At 34.0% G+C, this 20,797-nt stretch carries 19 protein-coding genes; 16 read left to right on the top strand and 3 right to left on the bottom strand.

Annotated features, from left to right (window positions below; genetic code table 11):
* Positions 1–6: 6 nt before the first annotated feature.
* The 8 genes from JM658_RS12180 (at position 7) to JM658_RS12145 (ending at position 9,042) form a co-directional block, all read left to right on the top strand.
* On the top strand, positions 7–1,551 hold the full coding sequence (locus tag JM658_RS12180; RefSeq protein WP_236959546.1) for a RagB/SusD family nutrient uptake outer membrane protein: 1,545 nt from the start codon (positions 7–9) through the stop codon (positions 1,549–1,551).
* 193 nt (positions 1,552–1,744) lie between these two features.
* Positions 1,745–3,007: an Nramp family divalent metal transporter gene (locus JM658_RS12175; protein ID WP_236959545.1), complete on the top strand. Its 1,263-nt coding sequence runs from the start codon at positions 1,745–1,747 to the stop codon at positions 3,005–3,007.
* Between the two features lie 2 nt (positions 3,008–3,009).
* Positions 3,010–4,107 (top strand): type I phosphomannose isomerase catalytic subunit, encoded by a 1,098-nt coding sequence (locus tag JM658_RS12170; protein ID WP_236959544.1) that lies wholly within the window; start codon positions 3,010–3,012, stop codon positions 4,105–4,107.
* Positions 4,108–4,345: 238 nt separating this feature from the next.
* A complete protein-coding gene (locus JM658_RS12165; RefSeq protein ID WP_236959543.1) occupies positions 4,346–5,083 on the top strand; it encodes a FadR/GntR family transcriptional regulator in 738 nt (245 codons plus the stop codon).
* A gap of 174 nt (positions 5,084–5,257) precedes the next feature.
* Positions 5,258–6,535, top strand: coding sequence for an MFS transporter (locus tag JM658_RS12160; protein WP_236959542.1), 1,278 nt, complete (start codon positions 5,258–5,260; stop codon positions 6,533–6,535).
* 22 nt (positions 6,536–6,557) lie between these two features.
* On the top strand, positions 6,558–7,313 hold the full coding sequence (locus tag JM658_RS12155) for an SDR family NAD(P)-dependent oxidoreductase (RefSeq protein ID WP_236959541.1): 756 nt from the start codon (positions 6,558–6,560) through the stop codon (positions 7,311–7,313).
* Positions 7,314–7,332: 19 nt separating this feature from the next.
* Positions 7,333–8,358, top strand: coding sequence for a sugar kinase (locus JM658_RS12150; protein ID WP_236959540.1), 1,026 nt, complete (start codon positions 7,333–7,335; stop codon positions 8,356–8,358).
* A gap of 15 nt (positions 8,359–8,373) precedes the next feature.
* A complete protein-coding gene (locus tag JM658_RS12145; protein WP_236959539.1) occupies positions 8,374–9,042 on the top strand; it encodes a bifunctional 4-hydroxy-2-oxoglutarate aldolase/2-dehydro-3-deoxy-phosphogluconate aldolase in 669 nt (222 codons plus the stop codon).
* Between the two features lie 114 nt (positions 9,043–9,156).
* Here JM658_RS12145 and fbp read toward each other — a convergent pair whose 3' ends face one another.
* From fbp to JM658_RS12130, 3 genes are all read right to left on the bottom strand, one after another.
* Entirely contained in the window at positions 9,157–10,170 is a 1,014-nt protein-coding gene (fbp, locus tag JM658_RS12140) for a class 1 fructose-bisphosphatase (RefSeq protein ID WP_236959538.1), read from the bottom strand.
* A gap of 186 nt (positions 10,171–10,356) precedes the next feature.
* Positions 10,357–11,043 carry a LytR/AlgR family response regulator transcription factor gene (locus tag JM658_RS12135; RefSeq protein WP_236959537.1) on the bottom strand — a complete coding sequence of 229 codons (687 nt, stop codon included), beginning with the start codon at positions 11,041–11,043 and terminating at the stop codon, positions 10,357–10,359.
* Positions 11,036–12,070: a sensor histidine kinase gene (locus tag JM658_RS12130; RefSeq protein WP_236959536.1), complete on the bottom strand. Its 1,035-nt coding sequence runs from the start codon at positions 12,068–12,070 to the stop codon at positions 11,036–11,038. The genes JM658_RS12135 and JM658_RS12130 overlap by 8 nt, the downstream gene beginning before the upstream one ends.
* Before the next feature lie 194 nt (positions 12,071–12,264).
* On the opposite strand from JM658_RS12130, the gene JM658_RS12125 reads away from it, so the two are divergent.
* The 8 genes from JM658_RS12125 (at position 12,265) to JM658_RS12090 (ending at position 20,796) form a co-directional block, all read left to right on the top strand.
* Positions 12,265–12,552, top strand: a complete 288-nt coding sequence (locus JM658_RS12125; RefSeq protein WP_236959535.1) for an EF-hand domain-containing protein — start codon at positions 12,265–12,267, stop codon at positions 12,550–12,552.
* Between the two features lie 35 nt (positions 12,553–12,587).
* Complete coding sequence (locus tag JM658_RS12120) at positions 12,588–13,418, top strand: YHYH protein (protein ID WP_236959534.1); 831 nt, start codon at positions 12,588–12,590, stop codon at positions 13,416–13,418.
* A 49-nt stretch (positions 13,419–13,467) separates the two neighbouring features.
* Positions 13,468–14,010 carry a toxin-antitoxin system YwqK family antitoxin gene (locus JM658_RS12115; protein WP_236959533.1) on the top strand — a complete coding sequence of 181 codons (543 nt, stop codon included), beginning with the start codon at positions 13,468–13,470 and terminating at the stop codon, positions 14,008–14,010.
* Positions 13,979–14,641, top strand: coding sequence for an SCO family protein (locus tag JM658_RS12110; RefSeq protein ID WP_317207875.1), 663 nt, complete (start codon positions 13,979–13,981; stop codon positions 14,639–14,641). The genes JM658_RS12115 and JM658_RS12110 overlap by 32 nt, the downstream gene beginning before the upstream one ends.
* Before the next feature lie 552 nt (positions 14,642–15,193).
* Complete coding sequence (locus JM658_RS12105; protein WP_317207874.1) at positions 15,194–16,714, top strand: arylsulfatase; 1,521 nt, start codon at positions 15,194–15,196, stop codon at positions 16,712–16,714.
* Positions 16,715–16,878: 164 nt separating this feature from the next.
* Positions 16,879–18,369 (top strand): arylsulfatase, encoded by a 1,491-nt coding sequence (locus tag JM658_RS12100; protein WP_236959531.1) that lies wholly within the window; start codon positions 16,879–16,881, stop codon positions 18,367–18,369.
* A 286-nt stretch (positions 18,370–18,655) separates the two neighbouring features.
* A complete protein-coding gene (locus JM658_RS12095) occupies positions 18,656–20,092 on the top strand; it encodes an arylsulfatase (protein ID WP_236959530.1) in 1,437 nt (478 codons plus the stop codon).
* A gap of 5 nt (positions 20,093–20,097) precedes the next feature.
* Positions 20,098–20,796, top strand: a complete 699-nt coding sequence (locus JM658_RS12090) for a hypothetical protein (protein ID WP_236959529.1) — start codon at positions 20,098–20,100, stop codon at positions 20,794–20,796.
* Position 20,797: the final 1 nt, after the last annotated feature.

The following is a 20,797-nucleotide window of genomic DNA, read 5'->3' as shown; positions in this document are numbered from 1 at the left end:
AATACAATGAAAACATATAGATATATACTTTTATTATTAATGGGAATATCAATGATAGGGTGTTCAGATTTAGAAGAAGAGCCTGTAGGGATTTTAGCTCCTGAAGGATTTTTTGCATCGCCAAGTGATATTCAAGCAGCGGTAGATGGTTCGCTTACACATGCTATCAACGAAACATTTTGGGGAAGAAAACTTTCCATAGCATTAATGTTAAGATCAGATATGGTAAGTCTAGCTTCTAATGAAACTAGACGAGTAGAAATGAATGAATTCACAACATTAGCTAATAACGGAATGTTGATTGAATTTTGGCCAAAAGCATATCAAGGAATTGCAGCCGCTAATTTAGCGATTGCTGGAGCTGAAGATGTAGACGCTTCAGATGCTATAAAAAATCCAATAACAGCTCAGGCTTACTTTGCAAGAGCATTTTATTACTTCCATTTGGTTAGATTGTTTGGGGAGGTTCCATACATTGACGAGCCAATAACAGATGTAGATGCTACTTCTAATATTGAAAAATCTTCAGTTGCAGAAGTATATGAGAAAATTATTGCCGACTTAGAATATGCGGAAACTTGGCTGCCAAAAAATACAGCATCTGCAGCAATACCTTCTCAAGGAGCTGCTTCGTCTTACTTAGCTTTAGTGTATTTAACAAGAGCAGGAACAAGTAATACGGCAGATTTTCAGAGTGCGTACGATTATGCTACAAAAGTTATAAAAAGTGGTACATATTCATTAGACCCTAACTTTCAAAATTTATTTAATGCAGAAGTTATAGATGCTTCTCCAGAGCCAATATTTGCTTTAGATTATAATAATTTTGAGGCTGAAAATAATGCCTATGACCAAACAGCACCGATGACAGGTATTCGTGGGGATGATAGAAATGACGGTGGAGGATGGTCTGTTGCAGTGCCAACACTTGAAGTGTATACAACATGGGATAGTGGAGACTACAGAAGAGCAGTTAGTTTAGATGATGAAGCGTCTATTGGTGGTACTGTTGTAGATTACACTCAGTTTGATATTAGTGGTCACCAGTTTGCTAAAAACAATCCTTATATAGCAAAATACATGCGTTATCCTGGGGAATATGCACGTGCAAATGCTAGAGCAACAAGTCACAATTATTCAATGATTCGTTATGCTGAAGTATTATTAATTGCCGCTGAAGCTGCTGTAGAATTAGGAGATAATGGTGCTGCTTTAAATTATATAAATCAAGTAAGAAGTAGAGCAAGAATGGGTGGAGCTACAAAAACTGGAGCTGACATTCAGTATGTTTTTCCAGCGAGTGCTGTGCCAGCAGATCTTACAGGAACAGTTACCATTGACGATATAATGGAAGAGCGTAGATTAGAACTTGCTTTCGAAGGTAAAAGATGGTATGATATAGTAAGAAGACAATTAGGAGATGAGGCATTTAGTGCATCAGGATTAGAAGGAGCAAAACCGTTTTTTACTGCTGATGATTACTTATTACCATTGCCAGAAGATGAGTTAGAAAGAAATCCTAATTTATTGCCTCAGAATCCAGGGTATTAATAAGTGTCTAGTCGTTATAATTGATTTTGAGTTAGTTTGTTATGTTACTAGAAGTAAAAAGGGTAATGAATTCTAAATTTTCAAGATTAATATAGAAATGGGTTGCCGTTTCTATCATTACTGAGTTATTTATACTCAACTAAAAATAAGGATGATTACCCTTTTTTAACTACTAATTTCAGAAAACAAAAGCATGGTACATAATAAAAAATCATGGCGCTCTAAGCTGTCCAATTATATTGCATTATTCTTACCAGGGATATTTTTACTGGGACTCAATATAGGTACAGGGAGTGTTACAGCAATGGCAAATGCTGGAGCTGTTTATGGAATGTCTTTGCTTTGGACCATTGTAGCGTCTTGTTTAACTACTTATTTCATGATTAATTTATATGGTAAATATACGCTTGTTACTGGAGAGACTGCTTTACAAGCATTTAAAAACCATATACACCCAGGAGTCGGTATTTTTTTCATAATAGCCTTAACAGTTGGTGTTTGTGGGAGTGTTATGGGCGTAATGGGAATAGTAGCAGATATATGTTACGAGTGGTCAAAAAGTGTGATTACTGGCGGTATATCTCCAATTTATTTTGCACTGTTCTTTATTTCTTTGGTTTATTACATATTTTGGAATGGTAAAACCCAATTTTTTGAAAGAGCATTAGCAGTAATTGTAGCTATAATGTCGGCGAGTTTTTTAATTAATTTTTTTATTATGATGCCTCCGCCAATAGCTATTTTAAAAGGACTTATACCAAACGTGCCAGAAACAATTAATGAAGGCGGAAGTCCGTTACTTGTAATTGCATCTTTAATAGGAACAACGGTGTTTTCAGGTTTATTCATAATTAGAACAACTTTGGTTGAAGAAGCAGGTTGGACAGTAGGAGATTTAAAGAAGCAAAAGAATGATGCCCGTTTTTCAGCTACTTTAATGTTTTTAATAAGTGGATCTATCATGGCAGCTGCGGCAGGGACTTTATATAAAGAAGGAATACAACTATCTGAAGCTTCACAAATGATTGAATTATTAGAACCTTTAGCTGGTGGTTTAGCCTCGTCTATTTTTGCAATTGGAATCATAGCGGCTGGTGTTTCATCACAATTTCCTAACATATTAATGTTACCATGGTTAATTTGTGATTATAATGAGTCTGAAAGGGATATGAGTTTACCGAAATATAGAATTATTGTTTTTTTAATCTCTTTATTGGGATTGGTGGTTCCTATATTTAATGGCCGCCCAGTATTTGTGATGATACTTTCACAAGCGTTAAACGCAATCATTTTACCACTAACTGTTCTTGGAATTTTTTATCTCGTAAATAGAAAAGACTTAATGGGAGTTTATAAAGCAGGTATTAAATCAAATATAATATTAACGGTCATTTTGATCTTTGCAATTTTTACTTCTATCACAGGAATCAAAGGAGTAATTGAATTAATAAAATAAACATGAATAATAAGGATTTACAGAAATATGCAAAAATGCCACTAAAGCAGTCAACAAACAGGGTGTGGCGTACTTATTCTGGAGGTGCTTTAATTGATAAATGGAAGGAAGAAAAGCAGCAGGTTGATAACAGTTTTCCAGAAGAATGGATTATGTCTACCATAACTGCTAGAGGAAATAATAGATCAGAAGGGGAAGGACTTTCTGAAATCGAAACCGATAATGGTATTATATCTCTCAAGGATATTATCGATTCAGATAAAGAGCTTTTCTTAGGGAAAGATTTTATTAAAAAATTTGACTCTACTGGAGTATTAATAAAAATGCTAGATTCTCGTGAACGTCTTACTATTCAAGTTCATCCAGATAAGAATTATGCTAAGCATGTACTTTCTTCATCGTATGGTAAAACAGAGTCTTGGTATGTTTTAAATACCAGAGAAATAGACGGTGAGAAAAGCGTTGTGTATATGGGATTTAAAAAAGGAATAACCAGAGAAAAATGGGAAAAACTTTTTTTAAGTCAAGACATAGAAGGCATGCTTAATAGTTTACATAGGATTGAGGTAAAACCAGGAGATGCTTTTATGATATATGGAGGTGTTCCACATGCTATTGGGAGTGGATGTTTCTTAATGGAAGTACAGGAGCCAACAGATTATACAATGCGTGTAGAAAGAATTACTCCTACCGGATTGGAGATATCAGATGAGTTGATTCATCAAGGAGTAGGTGAACAAAAAATGCTAGATTGCTTTCATTATGATGGCTATACATATGAGGAGGCTCTTAATCAATGGAAAGTTGCTCCTAGAGCAATAGATACTTCAGATGAATATACTTTTAGTACAATCTTTAACGATGCGCATACTAATTGTTTTGGTCTTAGTGAATTATGCCTTAATGGAGAATATTCCATTAAACAGCAAGAAAATTTCTATGTAGTAGTAATATATTATGGAGAAGGAATAATTTACTGTAATGGTAAAGAATTTGCTTACCGACAAGGAGATGAGTTTTTTATGTCGGTAGCAATAGGAGAAGTTATTTTTAAATCTAAAATAGAATCGAAACTATTACTATGTTACCCGCCAAGTTAATAGTTTTTATATGATAATTGTTATGAGGTAGATTTGTTATTTTAGTTAGTGCTTTTTGGTATTTGCCGGTTGGGGGCCGGCAAATATCAATATCAAATTGATAAAACTAAGGCTAGTTTAGTGAGGAAATAGTATATAATTATTAATGATTATAGTTTTTTGTTAAACTTTATTTTTATAAATTTGATAACTCAAACTGGTTAACCAATTTTACGTTTTATAATTTAACGTATTTACAATGAAAATTGAAGCTTTAAATAAAATCGAAAATCAAGATGTTAGGAATGAAATAATTTCTAAGATACGAGAACTAATAAATTATAAAAACCTAGAGCCTGGAGATAAATTGCCTTCAGAAAGAATGATGGCAGAAAAGTTTGGGGTGAGTAGAAATAACTTACGAGAAGCTATTCAAACTTTAGAGTTTTATGGTTTATTGAAGTCGATTCCGCAAAGTGGGACTTTTGTTGCCAATATCGGTATTATTGCTTTAAATGGGATGGTTTCTGATATTTTAAGTCTAGATAATCCAGATTTTAAATCGTTGGTAGAGACTAGAATTCTTTTGGAATTAAAAACTGTTAGGTTAGCAGCTTTAAGGAGAACTGAAGATCAATTGGTGAAGATGAAAGATGCTTTGGATGCTTTTGAAGAGAAAGTATTAAATGGTAAAGATGCAGTGCAAGAAGATTTGTTATTCCATCTGGCCATAGCAAAAGCTAGCGGAAACCGTACCATGAATACTTTTATGTTAATTATTACACCAGAGATAATTACCAATTTTGAAAAGTATCATGTCTGTGATGATAATCAGGCAATTATAGGAATTAAAGAGCATAAAGAGATATATGAGGCTATAAAGAATAAGGATCCAAAATTGGCTAAAGAAAAAATGAAGGTTCATTTTAAAAGCCTGTATCAATATTGTTACAATATAGATGTAACTGGAAATACTGAGATCGCACAATCTCGTTAAAAAAAAGAATAGAATTTAAACATTGATTATTTAATAAGGAAATATAAGTCGTTTCAGACTCCCTATTTTCCTAAAAATAGCATTACTTATTTTGTCGAGTATGATTTTATAAATCAGGCTTGAGTAGAAAGTATTGCCCAGTTTTTAAGAATAATCGACTTAATTGGAAAACATATGAAAGTTAAAGGATTAAGATGGTGGATTATTGCTTTAATAGGTCTAGCCACGGTAATTAATTACATCGATCGTACTGCATTTGGAGTCATGTGGCCAGAGATGGGGAAAGACTTAGGTATGGACGAATCAGATTATGCAGTAATGCTTAATGTTTTTATGATAACCTATGCTGCAGGAAAATTTCTATCTGGAAAATTATATGATAAAATAGGGACGCGACTAGGATTCACAGTTTCTATTGTTGTTTGGTCACTTTCTGCAGTATTACACGCATTTGCTAAAGGTTTAGTTTCATTGTCAATCGTAAGAGGTTTCTTAGGATTAGGAGAGGCTGGAAACTGGCCGGGAGCTGTAAAGAGCAATGGAGAGTGGTTTCCTGTAAAAGAAAGAGCTATAGCACAAGGTATTTTCAATGCGGGGGCTTCCTTAGGGAGTGTTATTGCTCCAGCTTTAATTGCAGTTTTATATAGTTCATTTGGATGGAGAACTACGTTTATAATTTTGGGAGTCATCGGATTGCTTTGGGTAATACCATGGTTATTTATCAATAAAGCAACACCAGAAAAACATTCATGGATTACCGAAGAAGAACGCAATCTCATCCTCAATGACCGAATAAAAAAAGACGAACTTGAAGATGCTCCTAAAGAAAAGGGGTTAAGTGTAGCTAATATTTTAAAGCATAAAGAAGCATGGGGAGTATTGGCAACTAGATTCTTTATAGAGCCTATCTGGTGGTTGTTTGTTGGTTGGATGCCAATATATTTAAATTCTAAATATGGCTTTAGTATCGAGCAGATTGGAGCAACATTATGGATTTCTTACTTAGGAGGAATGGCTGGAAGTATTTTAGGAGGATGGTTTTGTGGGAAATTAATGCAGACAAAATCTGTTGACGCAGCAAGAAAAATAGCTATTACAATAGGCGCTTCATTAATATTTTTAGGGTTATTAGGAATCATATTTTTAGTTTCAGGAGAAAACCCAATGACATTTATATATGTAGTAGGAGTAGTACTATTCGGATTTCAATTTGCAATTGGAAATATCCAAACAATTTCAAGTGATTTATTTAGTGGCCCATCTGTAGGAACACTTGCAGGTTTAGCAGGAACAATAGCTGCAGTTTCAGTAATTATAATGAACTGGCTTGTTCCCCAAATAACACTAGAATCGTATACCCCAGCATTTATATTAATAGCGGTTTTGGCTCCGCTAGCCTTGGTATCAGTTTATGTTCTTATACCAACAATCAAGCCAGTAGAAGTTAAATGATAAATAATAAATAAATAGAAAAATGAAAAAATTCGAAGGAAAAGTAGCAGTAGTAACTGGAGGAGCTAGAGACATAGGACAAGCAATTTCTTTAAATCTAGCAAAGCAAGGAGCAAAAGTAGTTGTAAATTATTTTGACGATGAAAAAGGAGCTGCAGAAACAGTTAATTTGATTAAAAAAGATGGAGGAGAAGCTATTAGTGTTTATGCGGATGCTACAAAGCAAAGCGACATTGATAATTTAGTAGCTGAAACAAAAAAAGCATTCGGATCTAAAGTTGATGTTTTAGTAAATGTTGCTGGAGGGCTTTTTGCTCGTAAAACAATCGAAGAAATGGATCTTGATTTTTATAACTTATTGATGGATGTAAACTTTAAATCTGTATTTTTAGTAACAAAAGCTTTTAAACCTCTAATGGGAGAAGGTGGATCGATAGTAAACTTTTCTTCACAAGCAGCACGTGATGGAGGAGGTCCTGGAGCAGGATTGTATGCAGCATCTAAAGGAGCAGTTATGACATATACAAGATCTTTAGCTAAAGAATTTGGACCACAAGGAATCCGTGTAAATGCACTTACTCCAGGTATGATCGCAACCAAATTCCATGATGATTTTACAAAAGATGAAGTGAGAACTAAAGTTGCTGGAGGAACTCCATTAAGAAGAGAAGGAGAAGCAAAAGAAGTAGCAGATCTTGTAGCTTATTTAGCTTCAGATGAGTCTTCTTTCCTTACAGGAAATAATATAGATATCAACGGAGGGTTAGCATTTAGTTAATCTTAAAATTCAAATTTGAATGGTAAAGAAAGTAGTAACATTTGGAGAAATCATGCTTCGGTTATCAACAGAAAGGCATTTGAGATTTTCACAAGCTAATTCTTTTCTCGCCACTTATGGGGGGAGTGAATTTAATGTTGCAGTATCACTTTCAAATTTTAATATAGCCACAGAATTCGTAACCAGCATTCCTGCAAACGAGCTTGGTGCTCGTGCGCTAGAAGAGGTTAGGAAAAAGAATGTTGGAACTAGCTATATAGATAGAAAAGGTAAGCGCCTGGGAGTATATTATTTAGAAACCGGCGCTTCTTCTAGAGGGAGTAGTGTTTTATATGATAGAGATGACTCTTCTTTTGGAAATATTTCTGTAGGTGAAATAAATTGGGATGCTGTTTTTAAAGATGCTAATTGGTTTCATTGGAGTGGTGTTTCACCAGGTGTTTCAGCAAATGCAGCTGAAGTATGTTTGGAAGCTGTGAAAGCAGCCAACAAACGAGGCATGAAAGTTTCTTGTGACTTAAACTATAGATCCAAACTCTGGAAATACGGAAAGGAACCAAAAGAAATAATGCCCGAATTACTAAGAAATAGTGATATCGTTTTAGGAGATATAGATACTGCTTGCTTAATGACAGGCTTAGAAAAGTTAAATCCTGATTATAGCGATATTAATAGTCTGCCAGAAGTATATATGCACTTTTTGGAGCATTACCCTAATATAAAAGTAATGGCTACCACACTCCGTTATTCTGTAAATGCATCACATCAAAAAATAGGAGGTGTTCTGTATGATAGAAATAAGGCTTATGTTGCTACTCTAAGAGAAGTGATTCCAGTAGTAGATCGTGTTGGGAGTGGAGATGCCTTTATGGGAGGACTTATTTATGGGTTACTCGATAAACCTAATAATTTCCAATATGCTATAGATTTTGCAGCCGCAGCATGTTGTTTAAAACATTCAATTTCTGGAGATTATAATTTGGTAAGTGTAGCTGAAGTTGAAAAATTAATGTCAGGAAATGAAGCAGCTTTAGTTGCTAGATAAATATTTAATATTTACATGAAACATATAAATCGTACAGCAGTAGTTCAACAAATAACCGATACAGGTGTAGTTCCTTTGTTTTATAATAAAGACATAGAAACGGCAAAAAAAATTGTAAAAGCGTGTTATGATGGAGGTGTAAGAGCGGTGGAGTTTACAGCTCGAGGAACTCATGCACATGAGGTTTTTTCGGAGTTAATTAAATTTTCAAATGAAGAGCTTCCAGGGATGCTATTAGGAGTAGGTTCTATTACAGATGCCGCCGCAGCTTCGCTATACATGCAAATAGGAGCTAGCTTTATTGTGACTCCTGTACTTAGAGAAGACATAGCTAAAGTTTGTAACCGCAGAAAGGTACTTTGGATGCCTGGCTGTGGAACGCTTACAGAAATTGCAGCAGCTGAAGAATTGGGATGTGAAATTATAAAGCTTTTTCCAGGGGCAATCTACGGAGCTGATTTTGTAAAAGCCATAAAAGGGCCTCAACCATGGACTCGTATTATGCCTACCGGAGGAGTTTCTACTGAAAAGGAAAACTTAGAAAAATGGTTTAAGGCTGGTGTTTGCTGTGTAGGAATGGGATCTAACCTTATTTTCAGTAATGAAAAAAATGAATACGATTATAAAGCAATAACAAATACTATTAAAAATACCATCAGCACAATTAATGCCGTGAGGTCATAATTTTTATATGATAAAGATCTAAAAATATAAAGTGATAGTTAGACATATTTTTTTTGAATCAATAGGAGGGAAGATTATTTTTCCCTCCTATTAATTTATACAATGTTTCTATTTTTATGAGTCATTTTCATTTGATAGAAACCACTCTATTTTTTCAACCATTGTTTTGCTTCCGCAGTAAAAAGGAACTCTTTGATGTAGCTCTGTAGGTTCAATTTCTAAAATGCGTTTCTCCCCATTTGTAGATTTTCCTCCAGCTTGTTCTGTAATAAAAGCCATAGGATTACATTCGTATAAAAGTCTTAATTTACCGTTCGGAGCAGTAGTTCCTTGCGGATATAAATAGACGCCTCCGAGAAGCATATTTCTATGGAAGTCTGCAACTAAAGATCCTGTGTATCTTGATGTATAAGGTCTACTCTCTTCTTCATTTAATTCCTGTATCCAACGGATATATTTTTTTATTCCAAGTGGAAAATGAATATAGTTTCCTTCATTTACTGAATAGATTTTTCCTGTATTAGGAAATTTAATCTGGGGGTGAGATAAAAAGAAAGATCCAATTGCTGGGTCATATGTAAATCCATTTACACCTTTTCCAGTGGTGTAAACAAGCATAGTGGAAGTTCCATAAATTAAATACCCTGCAGCAACTTGATGGATTCCTGGTTGTAAAAAATCTTTGATGTTTACTGGAGTTCCAGGTTCAGTAACTCTACGATAAATGCTGAAAATAGTGCCTACAGTTATGTCCACATCAATATTTGAAGATCCATCCAAAGGATCAATAAGAACAATGTATTTTGCTTCTTTATGAATCTCTTCGTTAAAACCTAAAAAGTCTTCCATTTCTTCGGATGCAATACCACAAATTTCACCTCTGTTTCGTAAGGTGCTTATAAAAACATCATTTGCCATTACATCGAGCTTTGCTTGCTCTTCCCCCTGAACATTTTCATGTCCTATTTTCCCAGTGATATTAGATAAACCAGCTTTGTTAATCTCTTTGTTTACCATTTTTCCAGCTAATCTAATAGAACTTAATAGGGCACTCAATTCTCCTTTAGCATATGGGAAATCTTTTTGGTTTTCTACAATAAACTCTCCTAAAGTGGTGTGTCTTTTCATTTTGGTTGGTTATTTTTTAATAATTAAAGCTTCATATCTGTTAGTCTCCATAAATGAATAAAACAAAGGAAAAAACTTATATATATGTTATATCTCCAGACAGGAAATATGTGATAACCAAAGGTAAGTAAAATTGGTTGACCAATTTGGATAAATAGGTAATAATTTGATTTTTAGGGTGGTGTGTTAAGAGAATAATTGATTTTTCACACTATTAAATTTAGAGTCACTTATAGGAATATTTGCTTCAGAAATCACTAAAAACCGCCCTTTTAGTCCTGTTACTTTATTTTTATTGATAAGGTAAGATCTATGAACTCTAATAAAAACGGAAGGGTTTAAAATTTTCTCAAGTGATTTTAAACTCTGTAGACTCATTATTTTTTTATCAGCAGTATAGAAATTTACATATTCACTATCGCTTTCTATATAGAGAATATCATCAACTTTCAATTTATACAAATCGTAGCCAGACTTTACAGTAATGGTTTTGTTTTCATCATTAGCAAGTGGATGAGTATTGTTTTGTTCTTGGAGTTTATTTACAGCTTTAAGAAATCGCTCAAAACTAATAGGTTTTAATAAATAATCTAAGGCATCGAGCTCAAAACCTTCCAAAGCATATTCAGAATAAGCAGTTGTGAAAATTACCTTAGTATTCTTTGGAATAAGTTTAGCAAAGTCAGTTCCCTTTATGTTTGGCATCTGGATATCTAGAAAGATAAGGTCAACAGACTCTTCTTTTAAAATTTGCATAGCATCTAACGGACTTTCAAAAGATGCTACAAGCTTTAAAAAGTCTAACTTATCAATATAACTCTTTATTAAAGCTCTAGCTAATTCTTCATCGTCTATTATTAGACATCTATACATCGTTTATCAAATTTAGTGTTACCGTAAAGGTATTATCATCATCAGAAATATGCAAAGCATGCTTTTCTGGGTATAATATAGACAATCTTTTTTTAACGTTTTTAATTCCAATTCCTCCAACACCATCTTTTTGAGTAGAGATTTTAGATTTGCTATTCGTTATTTTAAAGGTTATTTTATTGTTAGTAGTTTCTAGGGTAATTTTTATAAAAGACTCTTTTATGTTTTCGATATTACTATGCTTAAATGCATTTTCAACAAATGGAATTAATAGCATTGGAGCAATTAATAAATTATTGTTTTCTACGTTTATGTTGGTAGTAATAGGATAGTTTTTACTACTTTTTAATAGAAACAACTTTATAAAATTATTTATATAAGTAACCTCTTTATTGATGCTCACCAATGGTCTTTCGCACTCGTACAGAACATAGCGTAACATATCAGAAAGATGAATGATGCTTTCTTGTGTTTTTTGTGTATCTACAGCAGATAATGCATATATATTATTAAGAGAATTAAAGAGGAAATGTGGATTTATCTGCGATCTTAAAAGTTTGAGTTCCGTTTCTAAAGTTTCTGTTTTGCTAATTATTAGTGCTTCTTCCTTTTTCTTATTCTCTATTAAAATCTCTATGATAGTAGCAATAATAAGCGAGATACTTAAAAATAAAACATGAATAAAAAATGCTGAAGGAATAGGCTTTCTTGGCGATCGATTTGGTGGGAATGGACGTTCCGGCATATTCATTTCTGGCGGATTTATAGATCGTATAAATTCAGAAGAAAAGAAAGAAAGAGTGATAATAAGTCCCAACGAAATTGCTATAAAGACAAAGTATTTTTTCTTTATTATTAATTTTGGTGCCAATAAGTAATTAACGGCAATTATTAATAAAGTTTGAAAAGCAAACGCAAGGCTGTTTTCTGTATAAAAATTGAGGGAGTGACCCTGTGTAGAGCCTATTGCAACCCATACTATAGCCCAAAAAACTATCTGCGAAATTGTTCTGAAAATTCTATTCATACTACAAATTAAAGTAATTATTTTTCAATAGATTTTAAAAATCGGCTTTTTCAACAGTCTCATTTATAGTACTTACTGACCAATTATACGTGTTCACTGAAAATATGCTAGTGTTCATTGAAAAAATTCATCCTATACGTATATTTTCTGCACCTTTGATTTGAAATTAAATATAAACTTTAAATAAAATTAAGATGAAAAAGAACACATTAAAATCAATAGTAAGTATTGCAATGTTAACAGTTTTAGGTGTTGTAAATGTACAAGCACAAGATCAAGATCGTAAGCAAAAACCACCAACTGTAGATGAGGTTTTTGAGCAGATGGATGCTAACGAAGATGGATTACTTTCAGAAAAAGAAATTGAAGGTCCTCTTAAAGATAATTTTGCTAAAATAGATACTAATGAAGATGGATATATCTCAAAAGAAGAACTAGAAGAAGCGCCAAAACCAAAAGGTAGAAGACCTTCTAGGGATTAATTTGATTACGATTAATAAACTTATAAATAATAAACATGACAAATAAGTATTTAAAAATAGGGTCTATATTATTTACAGGCTTATTGGCTTTCGTAGCATGCAGTAGTGATGATGATACTTCGGATGGAGATGATGACAATACAGTTGCTGAGTTACATAATGCATATGGTGCATTTGATACAGAAAACACAACTATTTTATTAGATGGAGATGAGGTTGTAATAGAAACGAACGGAATGCCAAATCATACGTCACCATACTGGTCGAGCACTACAGAGCGTGTCGCTATAGACCCAATGGGAAATACATTGGTAACTGAGGCTTCTGCTACAGATCACGAATTGTTTGTAGAGCCTACTGTAATTTCATATATGAAAATGGCTCCGGGAAATATAGATGATTTTAATGGTTCCTATAGTTTAACAGTTTCTGCAAACCCAAGTTTAGCAACTACAAGTTCAGCTACAGGTTTGGGAGCAATTGGAATTGCAGTAAGTGGAGCCGTAATCTATAATGATAATGAAGGGCCAAACGATCCTTTGGATAGTGCAGTTAGCTCATTAGATTATACTGGAGCGCACACTGGGCCACAGAGTTATCACTACCATTTAGAACCAAAAGCTTGGTCTGAGGATGATGACAGTTTGATAGGAGTTATTGCAGATGGATTTTTCCTTTATGGAAGAAAATGTAATGCTACAGGTACCTACCCAACAGATTTAGATGCTTCTGGCGGACATACAAGTACTACGCAATATGCTACAGAGGCGGAATATCATTATCATATTCAAAATGAGTTATATCTTAATCAATATTATATTCTTTTTCCAGGTGATTATCAAGGTAGTCCAAGTACGGTTTTATAGAATAATATTACTTGTTATTAGTAGTAGTTTAGGTTTCTCTTGCAATACGGTGCAGGGGGAACCGGCTACTAGTAATAGTGGTAGTTTTAAAAGTGTAGTTATCAAAGACTCACTTACACTAAAACCTAATTTAGGATTGGTTTATTATAAAAATAAACCCTTTACAGGAGTATCTAAAGATTATTATAGTGATGGTGTTGTTGCTGAAACAATAACTTACATAAATGGGAAGAAGAACGGTTTCTACAAGAAATGGTTTGAAACAGGACTCCTAAGTTTTGAAGCAAATTATAAAGCTGGTAAGAAAGATGGAACTTCTAAAACATGGTGGTCTAACGGAGTTTTAAGATCATCGTCTGTTTATGAGAATGGTATAGCCAATGGCTTGCAAGAGCAATGGTATAGCTCTGGAGAGAAGTTTAAAGAGCTGAATATCGTTGATGGAAAAGAGGAGGGATTGCAACGTGCATGGCGCAAGAACGGCAAGATTTATAATAATTATGAAGCTAAAAACGGAAGAATTTTTGGCTTAAAAAGAGCAAATTTGTGTTATGAATTGGATGATGAAGAAGTACAGTTTAGTAGTCGTTAATACGCTATTTTTAATATTGTTTTTGAGTTGTAAAACGGATAAAAAAACAGGAAGTAGAGTAACAGAATTACCTTATTATACAGAAGCTACTTTTACCCCTTTATGGATGAATGATAAAAGCGAATTTGTAGATACATTACATACAATTCCAAATTTTAGTTTTATAGATCAAGAGGGAGATGTAATAACAAATGCTACATTTAAGGATAAGATCTATATTACCAATTTCTTTTTTACAAGTTGTCCTGGAATATGTCCTAAAATGACCTCAAATATGACTATGCTACAAGACGAATTTATAGATGATAGCGATGTTCTGTTATTATCACATTCCGTAACACCAGAAACCGATTCTGTATCAGTATTGAAAAATTATGCAAAGGAATATGGAATCGATGCTGATAAATGGCATTTGGTAACTGGTAATCAACAAGAAATATACTCTTTAGGACGTAAATCATACTTCGTAGAAGAAGATTTAGGGATAAAAAAGTCTGATGATGAGTTTTTACATACAGAAAACTTTGTGCTTATTGATAAAGAAAGGCACATTAGAGGGATATATAATGGACTTAATAGGGCATCAATCCAACAGCTTATTCTTGATATTAAGGCACTAAAGAAAGAATGATTCCTTAAAAATTTTATTCTCACCAGTTTTTAGGAGTATAGAAATATAACCTCTTATTATTAAGATTTTAATTATTGGTATGTTTAAAGAAGTCGAGGATTAAACTCCTCGATTTTTTTATTTAGGTAATTTATTTTTTCTACAGACTATAAAAGTAAAATCATGAGACTTTTGGTTTGTTTTATATTTTAAAGCTACTGATGCCATTAAGGATAGCAATGAGAAAAAATTAAAAACTCTATACAATTTTTAATCATAGCGTTTTATGCTATAGAAATATGATGGAATATTTTTTTTGAAGGTAAGTATATTTATAACTTTCATAATATTAGTAAGCTACAAATTATCTGTAGTAATGCTTAAGAATTTAAAATAAAAATTCAGAACAAGAGAATATATTACACTATATTTGTAGGGAAAAGCAGTGCTTAAAAAACTGTCTTTTTTTTAATATAATATTTATATATGTTATATTAGTAGAATATTCCCTCCACCCTACATTAAATGTAGAATCAATTTAATTTGTTAGTTATGGTTATGAAAAATTCTTTTTTGTCATTGACACTATTGTTGATGGCTAACTTGTTAGTTGCTCAGGACAAGCCAAATATTCTTGTTCTTTGGGGGGACGATATTGGGCAATCCAATATTAGTGCCTACACGATGGGGTTAGTAGGTTACCGCACACCCAATATTGATAAAATTGCGAAAGAGGGTGCGATTTTCACTGATTATTATGCAGAACAAAGTTGTACTGCTGGGCGTTCTTCATTTATACTAGGACAAAGCGTTTTTCGTACTGGATTAAGTAAAGTTGGTATGCCAGGAGCGAAAGAAGGAATTTCAGAAAAAGATCCAACTATCGCAGAATTATTAAAACCACAAGGATATGTTTCAGGGCAGTTCGGAAAGAATCACTTAGGAGATCGTGACGAACATCTTCCAACAAATCATGGTTTTGATGAGTTTTTTGGAAACCTTTATCACTTAAACGCTGAAGAGGAACCAGAATTACCAGATTATCCAGACCCTGCAAAATATCCTGATTTCGCAAAAAATTATGGACCAAGAGGAGTAATTCATTCTACTGCTGATGGTAAAATAGAAGATACGGGCCCACTTACTAAAAAGCGTATGGAAACTATAGATGATGAGTCATCTAAAGCGGCTATGGATTGGATTAGAGAACAGAATGCTGCTGGAAAGCCATGGTTTTGTTGGTGGAATGGTACGCGTATGCACTTTAGAACTCATATTAAACCAGAAGTAAAAGGTCTTTCGGGGCAAAATGACTATGGAGATGGTATGGTAGAGCACGATATGCATATTGGTATGTTCTTAGATTTATTAGATGAATTAGGAATTGCTGATAATACTATCGTAATGTATTCTACAGATAATGGTCCTCATAAAAATACATGGCCAGATGCTGGTTTAAATCCTTTTAGAGGAGAGAAAAATACCAACTGGGAAGGTGGTTGGCGTGTGCCTGCAATGGTAAGATGGCCTGGAAAAATTCCTGCTGGAATGGTTTCTAATGAAATTTTCTCAGGAATGGATTGGATGCCAACTTTCTTAGCAGCAGCTGGAAATGATAAAGTTAAAGATCAATTATTAAAAGGATATTCTGCTAACGGAAGAAACTTTAAAGTACATTTAGATGGGTACAATATGTTGCCTTATTTAACTGGAAAAGAAGAAGAAGGAAGACGTCATGAGATATTTTATTTCTCTGATGATGGAGATTTAACAGCATTGCGTTATGATGATTGGAAACTGATTTTTATGGAACAAAAAACCCCTGGTACTTTAGCTGTATGGGCAGATCCATTTGTACCATTAAGAGTTCCATTACTTTTTAACTTGCGTAGAGATCCTTATGAGTTCGCTCAAATTACATCAAATACGTACTACGATTGGGTTGTAGACCACTTGTTTTTATTAGTTCCTGCACAAACTTATGTAGGTAATTTCTTGAAAACATTTAAAGAGTATCCTCCAAGAATGGAAGCTGCTAGTTTTAGTTTAGATAAAGTAATGGAGCAGTTACAGACTCCTCCAGGAACAAATTAAATTATATAAACTAATATATGACCTCCTATTCTAATCAAAATTTCGTTATTGATTAGGGTAGGAGATTAATAAATTATTAGTATATTTAAATAAGAATTCCCCCTTTACCCACATAGAGATTTGTCAATTTAATTTATTTAATTATGAACATGAAAAACTATTTTATGTCATTAACACTCTTGTTGATGGCCAATTTACTTGTTGCTCAAGACAAGCCAAATATCCTAGTTCTATGGGGGGATGATATAGGCTGGAGCAATGTAAGTGCCTACCATAGAGGTATGATGGGGTACGAAACTCCTAACATTGATCGTATTGCTAACGAGGGAGCTATGTTTACCGATTGGTATGCGCAGCAATCTTGTACGGCAGGTAGAGCTGCTTTTATCTTAGGACAGCATCCATTTAGAACTGGTTTGTTAACAATCGGTATGCCTGGAGCAAAACAAGGGATCCAAGATAATCAACCAACAATTGCAGAAGTATTAAAGCCACACGGTTATGTTTCAGGGCAATTCGGGAAAAATCACTTAGGAGATCGTGACGAACATCTTCCTACAAATCATGGTTTTGATGAGTTTTTTGGAAACCTTTATCACTTAAATGCTGAAGAGGAGCCAGAAAGTTATTATTACCCAAAAGATCCAGAATTCAGAAAAAAATTCGGACCTAGAGGAGTATTACACTCATATTCTGATGGTAAAATAGAAGATACAGGCCCATTAACTAAAAAGAGAATGGAAACTGTTGATAAAGAGTTTGAAGAGGCTGCAATTAAGTTTATCGAAAAAGCGCACGCTGATGGTAAACCTTTCTTTGTATGGTTAAATTCAACTCGTATGCACGTTTGGACTCATTTAGATGAAGAAAGTGAAGGTGTTACTGGTATTGGTCTGTACGCAGATGGTATGGTAGAGCACGATAAAAGTGTTGGTCGTGTATTAGCTAAGTTAGATGAACTTGGTATTATGGATAACACAATTATTATGTATTCTACAGATAATGGTGCTGAGAAATTTACATGGCCTGATGGTGGTTCTACTCCTTTTGCTGGAGAAAAAGGAACTACTTGGGAAGGTGGTTTCCGTGTGCCAGCAGCTATTCGTTGGCCAGGTGTAATTGAGCCAGGAACTGTTTATAATGACATCTTTTCTCATGAAGACATGATGCCTACTTTGGCAGCTGCTGCGGGAGAGCCAGATTTAGTTAAAAAGATGCTTACAGGATATAAAGCGAACGGAAAAACATTTAAGGCTCATTTAGATGGGTATAACTTAATGCCGTACTTTAAAGGGCAAGTGCCAGAAGGACCTAGAAAAGAGATTTTCTACTTTGATGCAGCTGGTAACTTAAATGCTATTCGTTACAAAGACTTTAAATTACACTTTACAATTATGGAAGGTTCTATAGCGGAAGCTTATAGAAAATCTCCAAGTTGGCCAGTAGTAATCAACTTAAGAGCTGATCCATATGAAGTTTCATGGAAATCTGCATTATACATCAGATGGTATGCAGATAACATGTGGATGTTTGTGCCAGCACAGCAATTGGCTTCTAACTTCTTAGGTACATTTAAAGAATTCCCTCCTGTTAAAGGATCTTCTTTATCTATTGATGAGGTTGTTGAGCAAATGAAAACTCCAGTGAAAAACTAATATTTTCATTATAACAATGAGTTACTTTATAGTAACCTAATAATATAAATTCGGAGTGTGTATTTTAAATGCACTCCGAATTTTTATCAATTAATTTTTAGAAAACTTGTCTTGGTTTTAGATGATTACAGCTTTTTTAAATTGATTCTGAATGGAACTTTAAAATCTTAAGCTACATCAATACTAACAAGAATTACTTCCCCCTTTATACCTAAAAGAAATACTATTCTAGTATAGTTTTATTGAACTATGTGAGGAAATCACCTTGCGTATAATTTTATTAATTATGAAAATTGATAATTTCAAAAATAGGTTTGTCCTTTTCTTATTATTTAGTGCTTTTTTAAGTGCTACCAATGCCCAAGAGAAACCAAACGTGGTTGTTATTGTTATGGATAACCTAGGATGGGGTGAAATTGGTGCTTACGGAGGAGGTTTGCTAAGAGGAGCAGAAACACCTCGCTTAGATAAACTAGCATCAGAAGGAATGCAACTCCTTAATTTTAATGTTGAACCACAATGTACGCCGAGTAGATCGGCTTTAATGACCGGGCGTCACCCAATAAGATCTGGAACAACAAAAGTGGTTTGGGGATTGCCGTATGGTTTAGTCGGATGGGAAAAAACCATGGCTGAACTTTTTTCTGAACAAGGATATGCTACAGCCATGTACGGGAAATGGCATTTGGGAGATATGAAAGGGCGTTATCCTACCGATCAAGGGTTTGATGAATGGTACGGAATTGCAAATACTACAGATGAATCTCAATATACATCACAGGCAGGTTACGACCCAACGGTAGTTTCTCCACCACAAATAGTGGAAGCTACAAAAGGAAGTACACCAAAAAAAGTTAAAGAATACAATGTAGATACAAGAAGAACTATAGATGGTGAACTTACAGAAAAATCTATAGACTTCATGAAAAGACAAGTGCAAGATGATAAGCCTTTCTTTTTATACCTTCCATATACATTAGCGCATTTACCAACATTACCTAATCCTAAATTTGAAGGTAAATCTGGAAACGGATCATGGGGAGATGTATTAATGGAGATCGACTCAAACACGGGGCAAATATTAGATGCTATAGATGACTTAAAAGTGCGTGAAAATACAATCGTCATTTGGATGAGTGAGAATGGTCCTGAAGAGGCTCCTAACTGGTTCGGTACAGCGGGTTATTGGAGAGGTTTTTACTTTACAGCTTTGGAAGGTTCTTTAAGAACACCATGCTTAATACGTTGGCCAGGGAAAATTCCAGAAGGACAAAAATCTAATGAAATTGTTCATATGACAGATGTAATGCCAACATTAGCTGATGTTGCTGGTTATAAAGTGCCTTCAGATAGAATAATAGATGGAGTTGATCAAATGCCACTTTTTAAAGGGGAGACTACAAAATCTGAAAGAGAAGGATTCCCAGTGTATAATGGAGACGATATGTTTGCCTATAAATGGAGGAATTTTAAAATACATTATTATAAGCACGAAAGTATGTTTGACAAACCTGTTAAGCATAATTTCCCTAGAGTACACGATTTACTTCGAGATCCTAAAGAATTATATGGAATTCATGGGGGAGATGACTCTACAGGAGCTCAAAATTTAACATGGGTGTTACCTGCTATTACACATCAAGTATTAAAATTTCAAGCAACTTTAAAAGAGGAGCCTCCAATTATCTTAGGAACTCCAGAGCCATATAAACCTAAAAGATAATCAATATGAAATACATTTTACCATTTTTAGCAATTGTTCTTTTAAGCATTCCTAACCTTGCTGCACAAGACGCTAATAATCCTATTGATCCGAGTCCAACTCTGGGTATTTGGAATCGTTTTTATGGAGATAATCAGTCTCGATTACAGATATTAGGGAATATGACTTACGGTAAATGGTTTTACCGTTTTACTGCTGAATATGAATTTAACTACGGAAATGAGGTTGACACTGCATTTAACTATGATGATGATTATAGGCCTAATGAGAATCAATTTAACAGTGCTAATTTTTTAGTTTCCAGACTTTTTCATTCTGAAGATGGTAACCATCAATTTGGAGTTGGAGCGGTAGTAAGTTACTTGCATGAAAATAAATTTGCAGGAGGTGTGAACTTTGTATCAGTAAGCAAAATCGGAACATGGAAGTTTATTTCATTAGTAACCTTGCAAGGTGGTAATGATGTTTTTATGATGGAATTACAGCCTGGAATTTATCATGATTTTGAGCATGGATGGTATTTTAGAGGGCATCCAAGAATGCTTTTTAATTTTGTTACTGGTCAGCATGAGGTGCCATTTGGTGCTGGTGTGGGTAAAATATTTAAAACAGATGGAACCGTTTTTAACTTATTTCTAGAACCACAATATGATGTAGTTAATACGGAACCTATGCTTTATACAGGTGTTAAGTTTTTATTTTAAA

This window comes from Joostella atrarenae (genome assembly GCF_021764745.1).
Classification (GTDB): domain Bacteria; phylum Bacteroidota; class Bacteroidia; order Flavobacteriales; family Flavobacteriaceae; genus Galbibacter; species Galbibacter atrarenae.
This window is presented reverse-complemented; position numbering and strand designations above follow the sequence as displayed.